The sequence below is a fragment of the Psychrobacter sp. 4Dc genome (genome assembly GCF_002836715.1).
GTDB lineage: Bacteria > Pseudomonadota > Gammaproteobacteria > Pseudomonadales > Moraxellaceae > Psychrobacter.
Window position 1 is genome coordinate 32,366 of record NZ_PJAT01000090.1, and the last position, 12,992, is coordinate 45,357.

The 12,992-nt window shown below is 41.9% G+C and carries 13 protein-coding genes; 2 read left to right on the forward strand and 11 right to left on the reverse strand.

Going from position 1 to position 12,992, the window contains the following annotated elements; translation table 11 throughout:
• Window positions 1-215: 215 nt before the first annotated feature.
• Both CXF61_RS06680 and CXF61_RS06685 read right to left on the reverse strand, forming a co-directional pair.
• Window positions 216-1,511 carry a PQQ-dependent sugar dehydrogenase gene (locus tag CXF61_RS06680; protein ID WP_165597635.1) on the reverse strand — a complete coding sequence of 432 codons (1,296 nt, stop codon included), beginning with the start codon at window positions 1,509-1,511 and terminating at the stop codon, window positions 216-218.
• Window positions 1,508-1,936, reverse strand: a complete 429-nt coding sequence (locus tag CXF61_RS06685; protein ID WP_165597636.1) for a DUF2231 domain-containing protein — start codon at window positions 1,934-1,936, stop codon at window positions 1,508-1,510. The genes CXF61_RS06680 and CXF61_RS06685 overlap by 4 nt, the downstream gene beginning before the upstream one ends.
• 453 nt (window positions 1,937-2,389) lie before the next feature.
• Between CXF61_RS06685 and pqqA the strand changes: the two genes are divergently transcribed.
• Together pqqA and CXF61_RS06695 are read left to right on the forward strand one after the other, a co-directional pair.
• Window positions 2,390-2,464: a pyrroloquinoline quinone precursor peptide PqqA gene (pqqA, locus tag CXF61_RS06690; RefSeq protein ID WP_082894360.1), complete on the forward strand. Its 75-nt coding sequence runs from the start codon at window positions 2,390-2,392 to the stop codon at window positions 2,462-2,464.
• 1,030 nt (window positions 2,465-3,494) lie between these two features.
• Entirely contained in the window at window positions 3,495-3,806 is a 312-nt protein-coding gene (locus tag CXF61_RS06695) for a DUF1244 domain-containing protein (RefSeq protein ID WP_101205288.1), read from the forward strand.
• A 272-nt stretch (window positions 3,807-4,078) separates the two neighbouring features.
• Here the strand turns inward: CXF61_RS06695 and CXF61_RS06700 are convergent, their stop codons facing one another.
• The 9 genes from CXF61_RS06700 to CXF61_RS06740 all read right to left on the reverse strand — a co-directional run.
• Window positions 4,079-5,233 carry an RNA-guided endonuclease InsQ/TnpB family protein gene (locus CXF61_RS06700; RefSeq protein ID WP_165597637.1) on the reverse strand — a complete coding sequence of 385 codons (1,155 nt, stop codon included), beginning with the start codon at window positions 5,231-5,233 and terminating at the stop codon, window positions 4,079-4,081.
• The gene (locus CXF61_RS06705) at window positions 5,230-5,841 is read right to left on the reverse strand and encodes an IS607 family transposase (protein ID WP_165597638.1); all 612 of its coding nucleotides are present in this window, start codon (window positions 5,839-5,841) and stop codon (window positions 5,230-5,232) included. The genes CXF61_RS06700 and CXF61_RS06705 overlap by 4 nt, the downstream gene beginning before the upstream one ends.
• A 68-nt stretch (window positions 5,842-5,909) precedes the next feature.
• Window positions 5,910-6,335, reverse strand: a complete 426-nt coding sequence (locus CXF61_RS06710) for an SRPBCC family protein (protein WP_165597639.1) — start codon at window positions 6,333-6,335, stop codon at window positions 5,910-5,912.
• Between the two features lie 81 nt (window positions 6,336-6,416).
• Complete coding sequence (gene rluF, locus CXF61_RS06715) at window positions 6,417-7,421, reverse strand: 23S rRNA pseudouridine(2604) synthase RluF (protein WP_165597640.1); 1,005 nt, start codon at window positions 7,419-7,421, stop codon at window positions 6,417-6,419.
• Between the two features lie 438 nt (window positions 7,422-7,859).
• Complete coding sequence (locus tag CXF61_RS06720; protein ID WP_165597641.1) at window positions 7,860-9,332, reverse strand: capsule assembly Wzi family protein; 1,473 nt, start codon at window positions 9,330-9,332, stop codon at window positions 7,860-7,862.
• Between the two features lie 49 nt (window positions 9,333-9,381).
• Entirely contained in the window at window positions 9,382-10,593 is a 1,212-nt protein-coding gene (locus CXF61_RS06725) for a DegT/DnrJ/EryC1/StrS family aminotransferase (RefSeq protein ID WP_165597642.1), read from the reverse strand.
• A 97-nt stretch (window positions 10,594-10,690) separates the two neighbouring features.
• Window positions 10,691-11,329 carry an acetyltransferase gene (locus tag CXF61_RS06730; RefSeq protein ID WP_165597643.1) on the reverse strand — a complete coding sequence of 213 codons (639 nt, stop codon included), beginning with the start codon at window positions 11,327-11,329 and terminating at the stop codon, window positions 10,691-10,693.
• 23 nt (window positions 11,330-11,352) lie between these two features.
• Window positions 11,353-11,946: a sugar transferase gene (locus CXF61_RS06735; RefSeq protein ID WP_165597644.1), complete on the reverse strand. Its 594-nt coding sequence runs from the start codon at window positions 11,944-11,946 to the stop codon at window positions 11,353-11,355.
• Window positions 11,947-12,992 (reverse strand): glycosyltransferase (locus CXF61_RS06740; protein WP_165597645.1); only part of this gene is annotated, 1,046 nt, incomplete at its 5' end.

Genomic DNA, 12,992 nt, shown 5'->3' on the forward strand with positions numbered 1-12,992 from the left:
CCCCGCAATCGGGGTATGTAAGGTACATGTAAGGTACACAGACTAAAGCATTCCTACCTTCATACAAGCAAAAAGCAATAGAGGTAACGATTTTCTGAAAACACCTCCGGCGTGGCTATAATCTATTTCGCTCTGCTAATGATAGGAGAGCTATTATTTGATAATTCTACATGGGTGAAAGCAACCCACGTAGAAGCTTTCCTACATGCTGCTTATCAATTTGGTATCACCCGCCAAATGGTATTAGAAAGGTCATCGGCAACGATGAGTGCCCCTTTTGGATCCACTGTCACGCCTACTGGTCGACCAAAGGTTTTGCCATTCTCTCCCTGAAATCCAGTGACAAAGTTAACTGGGTCTCCAGCTGGTTTCCCGTTGCTGAATGGGACGAACACTACGTCATAACCCGCTGGGTCTGAACGGTTCCAGCTGCCATGCTCACCGATGAATGCGCCTTCGCTGAACTTGCCGCCCATGGTTGTCGTTGAGAAAGCTATACCTAAAGGAGCTTTGTGCGACCCAAGGCTGTAGTCTGGAGCAATCGCGGCGGCTACCATATCAGGTTGCTCTGGCTTGACCCGCGGATCAACATTTTGTCCCCAATAGCTGTAGGGCCAACCATAAAACTTACCCTCTTGAACTGAGGTCAAGTAATCAGGTACCAATCGTGGACCGAGCTCATCACGTTCGTTGATCACGGCCCATAACTGGTTAGTACCAGGCAGGATAGCTAACGCCGTTGGATTACGCAGACCGGTTGCATAAGGTCGGTGAGCACCGCTTTTGGCATCGATTTCCCAGACCATGGCACGATCCGCCTCTACATCCAGTCCGTTTTCAGTAATATTGCTGTTGGAACCAATGCCCACGTACAGGAATTGCCCATCCGGACTGGCCGTCATCGCCTTGGTCCAGTGATGATTGACCATGCTAGGCAGGTCGGTGAGTTTGCGTGGCGGTCCACTAGCGGTGGTCTGTCCGGGCTGATAATCGAATTGCACTACCGCATCTTGATTGGCAACGTACAGTTGATCTTCGATTAGTGCAAGACCATAAGGCGCATTCAGATTCTCGGCGAATACAGTACGTGTCTCGTAAGTGCCGTCGTCATTACTGTCGCGCAGAAGAGTCAGACGGTTACCTCCTTTAACGGATGTAGTACCTTTAGCCTTAAAATAAGTAGCAATAATGTCTTTAGGACGTAGCTTGGGTGCACCACCGCCCTTGCCCTCAGCAATCAGTATGTCACCATTGGGCAAAACTAGCATCTGCCGTGGAATCTGAAGGTCAGTGGCAATGGCTGTGATTTTATAACCTGACGGCACTATAGGTCGGTTATCACCCCAACCTGCTGGCTCAGCTATTTTTAAAGTAGGTAATAAGCCGCGTTGAGCTTCAGGCAAGGTTGGATTAGCACCTAACTGTTCTGCATCGTTTACATTATTTTCGCCACATGCGCTTAAGAGAGCAGCGACTAAAAAAGATATCGATAAGATATTGAGTGATTTCATCTTACACCTCCAATGCGCCAGCTTGTGAGGCCAATCCAGGTTGCAATGCAGGCCAGAATGACAGTGATAACAGATAGAATAAGCCCAGTCGGCATACTGGCCCAGACATCCTTTGCATGGATAAATGAGTTGAGGATACCTAGTACAAAGGTGACCAGTAGCAACAGAAAATAAGCCACTGGTGTACCCATGCGCTTATCAGCGCGAACTAGAGATAAAATTGAGCCTAGCATGGCCAAACCATTGAATACCAGCGCACCTATAAGCATCCAAGAAGCGAAGTTTTTCCATTGCAGCTCGTAGCTGGACCAATAGGCGTAATCGTTAAGTAAGACTCCGATAAACAGAGGCACCATTCCGGCTAAAAAAAACGCATGCAGCGGGTGCAGCGCGGTGCCGGAGTGTCGGGCAACAGCACTAGTCATGGCAGTTTCCTTGTTGATAGTAAATGAGGATTCGATCGACCGTACTGATTGTACTGGCCCGAACTACGCGTGATAGAATTTAAATTACATGAAATCAAAGCATGGCTTGAAACATACCAAAGCCAAGAGAGTTCTTCAATCTTTTTTTGGTTATTTAATGAACATAAGCTGGTTATTATTTCTTAAATGAGCATTAGCTACAGTCTTTTTTGAATCACCGAACCTGAAGTCCACAATTAGCGTACTCCATCGACAACCTCCAAATACTAACTTCACAATTAGGGGCTTATTTATAAACATAAGTAAACTTTACTGTTGCCGCTAAACTTCATAGCTAAAATATTCCAAGTTAACATCTAATAAATTGACAGCAGGGGTTAGGTTGTAATAGCATGAGGTATTCCCTTTATTAATCTTGCCTATCAACTAGTAACATCATTCAAGAGCAATCTCATGCAGTGGACCAAACCAGCTTTTCAAGACATCCGTATCGGTTTTGAAGTTACTATGTATTTCGAAGCCCGTTAAAATTTACTAAACTTACATCCATTAAAAAACCCTAGTTCACTAGGGCTTTTTTTTGGAAATACTGATTTATTTTTACTTATGTTTTAGATTCTGCTGCTGATATTCTTTTTTCGCCCCAGAATTGCAATTACCATAACTATCACGGTATTCGACTAGGAACCATACAGGAAAAGACCTGCACCCAATCTTCAATAGCCATATCAGAAAATACCATAGATTCGATTTCATTCAATATATTGGTCAACATTAGTCAGTAATTGTTTGGATTTAAGTCGTTACCGCTAGCACGTCAATCGAAAAATACCGGCATCATTAATGCGGTTCTGATAGTCAGTCAGCTTGACCATATGGCAGAGCTATTAACCCTGTGTAAAGGTTGTTCGATTCTTGTTTGGCGCACTAACATGGTCTATTAAAATCTAACGACAAGACTCCTTTTATTAACATGTTGAAGCACTGGCACAACGATTTGCAATACCGTCAAATTGGTCCAAAAAAAGCTTTTAATATTGAAGAGTTTGGCAATTTAAAATTGACGACTCTGGTGATTAGAGACTATGCATCACTCTGCTCTGCGCATCATAATGATCCATATAATAAATAGGGGTTTATATCGCTGAAGAGCACAACACAATATGTTGCAAAGCCTATTAGCCAAGTGCGTCAATTACCTCAGCCAAAAATTGAATAGATAGCTTTATAAAGCACGCTAATTAACTTAGAATTTCTTTGCAAAGATGAAGCTATATCACACATTTTGTACTTAATATGATAGATCAGTCCTTTGTTTTGTGGGTTCTATCCATTTGGCTTCTGGTATTTTTTGATTTAATTGATGACAAGTCGTAATTTATATTAGAAGAATACATAGTACTATTAGAGTTAACTATCGCCACAGTTCATTACAATTAACGACAGATTGAGCCACTGATAAACTTTACAGACGATGAGCCCACGCTAATTGCGCAATATTTATATCGTTAGTATCATTTCAGTTTTGAAATGACTCAATTACAACTAGGAAAATATTATGGCAAAATTAGAATCAAACATCGAGTTAGAAGCCGCGGCATTTCGTCGCTTATTGGCTCATTTAGATGAGCGCAAAGATGTACAAAATATCGAGCTAATGAACCTTGCCGACTTTTGTCGTAACTGCTTATCTAAATGGTACAAAGCGGCTGGTGAAGAGCGTGGTATTGAAATCGAATACGAGGATGCGCGCGAGCTTGTCTATGGCATGCCTTATGCTGAGTGGAAAGAGAAGTATCAACAGAAAGCAACGCCAGAGCAATTAGCGCGTTTTAACGAGATTGAAGCTGCTAAGAATAAAACGGATTAAAACTGACAGTGATGGCTCAAATAAAACAAGCCACCAGTAGAGAGTAATATCAGAAAACCCAACATTGCCGCTAGATTAGCGGCTTTCTATAGATTTGAGTATGCTACTAAACCGTTCCAAAAATCTTACTCAAACCTATTCAATATTGACTAGGTTCAATGTTTTCTTTCTGCTTCATTGTTATGCGCTATTTCTCGTTTGAGATTTAGACTGACCACGACTCCACAGACTTTTTTTAATTGGCGATGGAACTCACCGTCCAATAAACAGGATTATGTGGCTGTTAAAATAACAGTCGCATTATTTAAAATATTGATACTGGCGTTGAGGTCACGGTCATGAGAAGCCTGACAGTTAGGGCATAACCACTCACGCATTTTCAATGTTAGCTGATCTTTACCAAGGATATGATTACAGTTTGAGCAAGTTTTTGAGCTTGGGTAAAAGCGCCCGACTGATTTAACTGTCTTGCCTTGCTCATTGGCTTTGTAGATAAGCTGACGCTTAAATTCACAGAAACCCAAATCACTGATTGCTCTTGATAATCGCCTGTTCTTAACTATACCTTTGACGTTCAAATCCTCAATCGCAATCACATCGAACGCTTTAACCAAATCAGAGGTTATTTTGTGCAAAGAGTCTTGCCTGATACATCTGATTTTATAGTGCAAACGAGAGAGCTTGGTTTTCGCTTTTTCTCTGTTTTTACTGCCTTTTTTGCTACGACTGAGTGCTTTGTTTAGCGTTCTTAGCTTTTTAAGGTTTGTCTTGAGCGGTTTTGGTGCTTTAATTTTGGTGCCGTCCGATAAAACCAGTAAATCGGCAATACCAAGATCGATACCCACACTTTTGCTAGTTCTAGCAATCTCTTTAACCGTTCCATGAATCTCAACAGCCACACTAACAAACCACTTACCACCACGTTTAGAGATGGTGGCTGACATGATCTTGCCTTCAAAACGTAAAGCTTCTTTTAAGCGAACCCAGCCCAAGTTTGGGATACGAATGGATTTACCTTTGATGGCAAATTGGTCGTTGGATAAACTAAATCTGTCGTCACGGCCTTTTTTACGAGCGGTTGGATATTTCGCTAAGCCTTTAAAGAATTTGTTATAAGCATCACCCAATTGCATGATTGCCGCTTGCGGAGCACATTTGGTGACCTCTAGCATATAAGGAAATAATTCACGCTTAATGGCATTCAATTCGCGCCTGAGCTTCGCTTGTGAGGGTTTGTTCAGCTTTTTGGTATCAATCTCAACGCCTGCGACCAAACACGCATCACGGTACGCCTTGTCAAGCGTATACTGTCGTTGCCACTCATGCAAAGCCCAGTTGTAGGCTTTTCTCGCCACGCCGCAAGCACGAGCAAGATGATTTGCCTGTACGTTGTTAGGTTTGAGTTCGATTGAGTGACCACGGATCATAATGCTTTTTTAACCGCCTCTATTAATTGTTGGTTTTTCTTGCTGCGAGAGCCGTATAGCCTCGCTGAAAATACGCTGATAATCTCTAATATATCTTGGGCTAATTCTTGTTCAAAACTAAGCTCCTCACCCTCATTGATTATTACTACTTCAACGTCACGAACCTCACACAACATAAAGACCAATTCAGCACCAAATCGCAAAAGCCTGTCTTTATGGGTAATTACCAGCCGTTCAACTTGATTGTCCAGTATGTCGTCAAGCAGGCTTTTCAAGCCTTTCTTTTTATAATTCATTCCACTACCAAGATCAGTAATCGTTTCAAAAGTCCAGCCTTGCTTGGCGCAATAAAGTTCCAAAACTTGAGCTTGGCGAAGTAAGTCATCTTTTTGATTACGACTCGATACACGAGCATAAGCAATGGTTTTTCTGTCTAATTTAGGTGGTGTATTCAAGGAATGTGGTCTGATTTCACTTAAATCATATCGCCTATGCCCGTTTTCGGTTCGCTTGGCGACTAACGTACCATCCTCATCCCAACGTCTTAATGTGGATTGAGCAACCCCGAAATGTTTGGCAGCCTCCCCAATACTAACCAGTTTCCCCATAACTCGCTCTCTATATAATAGATATAATTTATCTATTATAGTAATAAATAGGTAGGTTTGTATATATTTTATTTAACTTTTTGCAACCCTATGTTTCCTTGTTTCTGCATTTGACGGTCAAATAGGCGACCGACCAATGGCAATGGTCCAATCAATCGACCCTCAGATACCCAAGTCACGTGTGTGGTGCCATCGCCCAAGTCTTTTAAATCAATGATACCTTTATCATGTTGCATTTTGATAGGTTTAGATTTTTCGATTTGGTATTGCATATGAGTAGGACGCTCAAACGCCGTAATCCGCTCCCAGAACTTAACGGGTCCCGTTTGAATGCTACGTAAAGCCCCAACGCCATTGCGCTCCTCATTACCTTCAGCTATTAACTTAGCAACCCCCACCGCTTTAAATGAGCCATAACTGGCATGGTCACTCAGTGCTTCAAATACCTCATCAATTGGTTTTTTGACAATGCGCTCTACTTTTATTTTAAACATAATATGATCTCATTAAGATTAAAGTTATTTAGCTTACTGCTATTTCAGAAATAAATATAGCATTCACATTGTGAAAAATTATTACCGTGAAGAGCCTCGTCCTTTTGAAGGACGCCTGCCATTGGTAGCAGGTTTGCCACTGCCTCCGGACTTACCATTACTGCCTGACGGCCTACCACGACCAGTAGGACGTCCATCCCTACCTTTAGAACCTGCTGGTTTTCTAGCATCATCTTTGGCGTATTTGTTACGCCCCTTTGCTGCCCCTGCCGATTTTGTAGATGGTTTTGACTTTGATGAAGCATCAGCACGAGGTTTTTTTCGTGGCGTATTGCGAGATTTCTTGTTTGAGTGATTGTCTTGTGAAGAAGAGTCTTCTACAGATTTAAGTAACACAGACAACTCTTTTGGAGTTAAGTCTCGCCAGTCACCAACGGGAAGACCTTTGAGACTTACATTCATAATCCGCGTACGTTCAAGCTTAACGACTTCGTAGCCAAAGTGCTCACACATACGACGAATTTGACGGTTCAAACCTTGTACGAGCGTGATGTTAAAGACATTAGGCGCCACTTTAGTCACTGGGCATTTTTTGGTCATCTTGCCAAGCATCGGCACACCGCCCGCCAAACCTTCGATAACATTATCTGTTAACGGCTTATTCACTGTAACTAGATATTCTTTCTCATGATTATTGCCAGCACGTAATACCTTATTGACCAAATCGCCATTGTTAGTCAAAAAGATCAAACCTTGGGAATCTTTGTCTAAACGACCGATTGGAAAAATACGCAAACTATGCCGCACAAAATCGACAATATTATTTTTCTCAGAGCTTTCCGTGGTGCTCACAATGCCTACTGGCTTATTTAATGCAATAAAAATAAAATCATCAGGCTCTCTTGGCTCAATAAGCTGCCCGTTGACTTTTACTGCATCTCCAGCGACCACCTGATCACCGACCGACGCACGTTTGCCATTGATGTATACATTACCTTGTTCAATAAAGCGGTCAGCGTCTCGCCTAGAGCAAATACCACTTTCGCTGATGTATTTATTTAAACGAGTCGAGGAAGCGTTGAACATAAAGCACCGTTTTACCTGATAAGAAGCGTTTTTTGCTAAGAAAAAAGCCTGAATTGAATGGATCAACAATAACGAAACAGCTCACATTATATAGGAAATCAACTAGACCTTTTAGGTTGAATTGAGATGTGTATGAACTGAAACTTATAGAACGATGGTTCACTCTACAAAACCTTAACCATTTAGCATTAGTCGTTTATTAATGCTTAAACAGCTCTTTGAATCGAATTACTTTTAATATTTTGTTCGGTTGAGTTTGGCAGTATGGTTAATCATTCATATGAGCTAAAAAGTAGAAAACACGTATAAAATTTCTACAAAAAAGCCGTCTATCACTGATAAACGGCTTTTTTATTCATAAAAGACAGTGCTACAGGCTTATCTACCTGTTGAATTTAGTTTGCTCACTCTCATTTGTGTTAAACAAATAGCATGAAACTAATAAGTTGCCAGTTCAAGTCCAATACCAGCCCCGATATCACTAGAGCGATTATCTGCATCGACCGCCCATAGTCTAGTCGTCAATTTTGTCAAAGGCTGTAGTTGGTGTTCCCAAGAGACATCAATAGCAGTAAGCTTATCTGCCATCGGGAATGCTTGATTATCCGCCTCTCCCGTACGACGGTCTAACTCTCCTGACTGATTGACTTTGGCGTGTTGTAGCTTCGCATGAATAAAGTTACGTCCATCAAGCCATAATCGACCACCGAGCGCGACACTTTCGGCATCACCACCGAGCGCATAGCCGAGTGGATAGCCTTGCTGATAATAGCCATCAGTGTATGTTCCATGATCGTAAGAAATACCACGTACTTCACCGCTGGTGCGCGTATCAGTATATTCCGCATAAAGTTGGTAAGGCTTGCCCATCGCTGCAGAGGCATAATCTATGCCAGCCAAATACATATTCTTCGCGGGTAGACCACCGGCTTCATCTTCCCCAACATACTGTCCGTAGACACTTGCTGGCACGTTAAATAAAGGTGCTAACTGCACGCGTGCATCGAAGCCGCCTAGTTGATTGGCTGGGTCACCGTTATCATTATCACCATTGTCCTTGGTCCCTAAGATGGCATCGCCAAAGGAGCTGATACTATCTGGACGACCTTCCCCGCCCCACATAAAAGTACGGGAAGCGCCAACCTCTAACCAAGGTAATGGGCTGGCTGCTAGGCGCGCGCCAAATAGCTTGGCATCTGGAACCGCGTCATAGTCATCCAATTGACCAGCAAACAGCTGATACTGCCAAGGACCGACCCAGTTTAAATACTTATAAGTCGGTGCGGTTTGCGTATCGCGCTGCATCGTAAAGCCAGTGACTGGAATACTGGCATCGCCACGAATAAGACTACCATCATGCCCGGGTCCCCACCATGCTGGAATCTTACCAGCGATCAACCACTGATTGGCAGCCATACCAGCAATATAAGAGCCTTTAAAACTGAAATCTGAGTCATCATCAATCAGCTCATCATTCTTAAACGTTGCCTGTAGATTGAACTCCCAATTGGCTTCGCTCAAGCCGACCGAACCGCTAATCTGCTGCCCTGCTAGCTGATCATCACCAAAAGTCTGCGGCAGAGACTGACGATCGGATTGTAGCATTATTTCGCCAGAGGCTTTAACCAAAGAGTCGCGATCTTGACTGAGCCGCGTCTGTATCGACTGTATGACTTGCTGCTGTACCGCATTAGTGAATTGAGCGCCTTGTAAGCCTCGCTCGATCTCATTTGCGCTCAATGGCCAAGTGCTGGTACTGATCTGCGTTACACCTTGAGTGTTTAGCCAATCAATACCTGCTTTGAGACGTAAGTCATTGATATATAAATTCTGTGCTGAGGCAGTCGTTGTCAATATTGGTACTATCGCTACGATACTGACACTTAGTACTATTAACAATTTTTTATTCATAAGGGTCTGCTTTTATGTTGAAGTGTGACGATAAGTAAGCGTTAGCCAATTAGACACAATTAACTTCAGCCATCCGAGTAAATACAGTATTGATGGCATCAACGGTCTGCTCAATCTCAGCAGTAGTCAATGTAGGATGGACTAAGAACATTAGACTAGTCTCACCCAATTGCTTCGCTATTGGTAGCGGCGTCTCTGGACGCAACCCAGTATTATCAAATGCCTTTTCTAAATATACTTCAGAAGCGGAACCTGAAAAACACGGTACATTTAGCGCATTTATCTCATTAATAAGTCGATCGCGTGACCAACCTTGTGGCAGAGTCTCTGGCTGCACGTATACATAGAGCTTGTAGTAAGCGTGGGTACAGTCAGCAAACGCGGATATTGCCTCCAACCTAGGTACTGATAAATAGCCTTGTGTCTCCCAACCAGTGCATGCATCTAATATTGCGCTGGCATTAGCAGTACGCTTAGCAGTCCAGTCGTTCATACGCTGTAGCTGGATACGACCTATCACTGCTTGCATCTCTGTCATACGCCAGTTGGTGCCAAAGCTCTCATGCAGCCAGCGATAGCCTGGTGGATGCTCGGTCTCATAGACAGCCGCATAGCTCTTACCATGGTCTTTATAAGCCCACATCTTGCGCCATAGCTGCTCATCATTGGTAGTGACCATACCACCTTCACCGCCTGTGGTCATTACTTTATCTTGGCAAAAGCTCCACGCACCGATATGGCCAATACTACCAACGCTACGACCTTTGTAGCGCGCACCATGTGCCTGCGCACAGTCCTCTATCACATATAGATTATGCTGTTCTGCCAACGCCATGATGCCATCCATATCACAAGGCCAACCTGCCAAATGCACACAGACGATAGCTTTGGTTTTAGCCGTCAATACCGCAGCGATTGACTCAGGCGTGATATTACCGGTAGCCTCATCAACATCAGCAAAAATCGGAGTTGCTCCTGCATTGACGACTGATGAGATACTTGCAATAAAGGTACGCGGCGTGACGATAACTTCATCACCTGCGCCGATATCTAACGCTTGTAAGGCAACGTCTAATGCCAACGTCCCATTACCCATCGCAATGGCATATTTGCTCTCAGACCATTTAGCAAACTCCGTCTCAAACTTGCGACATTCTTGCCCTGTCCAGTAATTTACCTTATTAGATAGTAATACTTGACTGACCGCATCAGCCTCTTCTTGCGTAAAGCTTGGCCAAGGTGAAAATGGCGTGTGTAACATAGTTGCCTCGATGGTACTTATTTATAAATGATGATTCATCATTGATGATTAGTGTTTTACAACGGAATACCTGATTCTGATTTTTTATTTATACTTTTTATTTATTGAGGGGTCTTGCAGGATTACCAATCACGACTGCTCCAGCTGGAACGTCTTTGGTAACAACCGCACCCATTCCCACTATGGCACCTTTACCGATAATTAATGGCTTATCAGGTGTGCCTTGTTTGATAACTGCCCCTGTGCCAATATATGCATGGTCATGGATATGAATATTGCCATTGCAACTGACGCGTGGGGCAAAGGTGACATAGTCGCCAATCACGCAATCATGAGCGATATAACTATAAATATTAGCTTGAAATTGCTTACCAATTTTTATATTAGACGTTAATTGGGTAAAGTGACACAGTACAGAGCCCTCTCCAATTTCAACATTATCTAATACAATTGAGTTAGATGCCTTTAAAGATAAAATCAACACCTTGTCCTTAGCACACTTAGCTTCTAATACTTCACGTATTTTACTATCTGCAATAGCTAAGACTACCGCCTTATCTGCATTGGGTAATGCTAAATACTGTGTATAGGTATAAATGCGATAATTATTTAATTCATTATCTTGCGAGCCATCGTCGACAAAACAAAGTTGCGCATCTCTATATTGCTCACGAACTAAAGACAATAACTCTTTACCAAAACCACTAGCGCCATATATACCGATTAACTGCTGCATTTTGACTTCCTTGTTATTATTAACTATTTACTTCCTGTAAACTTACTCATTGTCGCTTCGCCGTCAGCGCTAATACCATCTTTGATGACCACTTTCTTTACTGTCTTAAGTAGTATCTTGATATCTAACCATAATGATTGGTTATCTACATACCAAGTATCAAGCTCAAACTTCTTATCCCAACCGATGGCATTACGCCCATTCACTTGCGCATAACCGGTAATACCAGGGCGTACATTATGACGACGCGCTTGTTCTTTACTATATAATGGCAAGTATTCCATCAATAATGGGCGTGGTCCGACTAAGCTCATATCACCTCTGACGACATTCCACAGTTCAGGTAGCTCATCCAAACTACTATTACGTAACGCTTTACCAAAGTCAGTCAAGCGCTCACTATCAGGCAAAGGATTGCCATCACTATCTATGCCATCTTTCATGGTACGAAATTTAATCATCTCAAACGGCTTACCGTCTAGACCCGGGCGTGTTTGACGAAATAGCACTGGCGAGCCTAAGTTTTTTTTGACTTTATAAGCGGTGATGACATATACCGGAGATAAAGCGACCAAAGCGGTGGTCGCAGCAGTGATATCGAAAAGGCGTTTGATCATTTATCTCTCATCTTGTATTTGATTTAAATAAAATTCTAAATAGTTTTGCCAAACTTTTTTCTGCTCGAAGTTTTCTACTGCCCAACTTCTTGCGTTAGGATATTTACTGGAAAAGTCTGTACTCTTTGCTGCTTCATCAATCGCTCTAGCAATAGCTTTAGTGTCTTTGAAATCGAAACGTTGTCCGCTGATGCCATTTTTTACACTATCTTTTACTCCAGTAACATCATAAGCAAATGTAGGAACTCCGCAACTAGCAGCCTCAATTGCGACATTACCAAAGCCTTCGCGGTGGCTTAAAAATAGATGCAAATCGGAGCACTGAAAAATTTCATGAATTTCTTTTAAATAAGGGATATAATACCCTCGTTCCTCCTTAACTATACATTTAACTTTATATTTACTTCTTTCATCTTCAAACGATCCAACGAAAACAAATTTTATATTATTATTAATCTTTCTCGCTATTTTATATACGTCTTCTATTCCCTTATCAATACAAATTCTACCTATTATACAAATTAAGAACTCACTCTTGCTAAACCCATATTTTACTCTTAACGATTCTTTATTTTCCAGATTTACAGAATGAAATACAGACTCATTTACACCGTTAAAAGAACCTGAGCCTATAACTTTGCTGGCTCTACTATTTACAATATTTTCTCTGAAATAATTTTCTTGTAGAGAATTTGATACGAACACAACTTTATCTGATAGCGTAAAGCTAACCTTATCTAAAGCCATAAATGCCTTTTTCTTTAATTCTGGAAAATTCTCATAAACTCTACCTTGCACAATTGCTACGCTCTTACTACGTTTGACATTTAAGCATTTAGCTAAACTAGCTATAAGTAAGGCTTTTGGAGTAGAGTATACAATTAAATCAAAATCATTTTTCGCTAGAAACTTCCATAACCTTCCTAAGCTAATCATATCTTTAAAAAGATGAGGTTTACGTTCCATTGGAATGTAGACTACATTTCCTACATTCCGATTCTTTAGATATGTTAACTCTTCTTCTCTTCCACCAGAAACTAACGTTA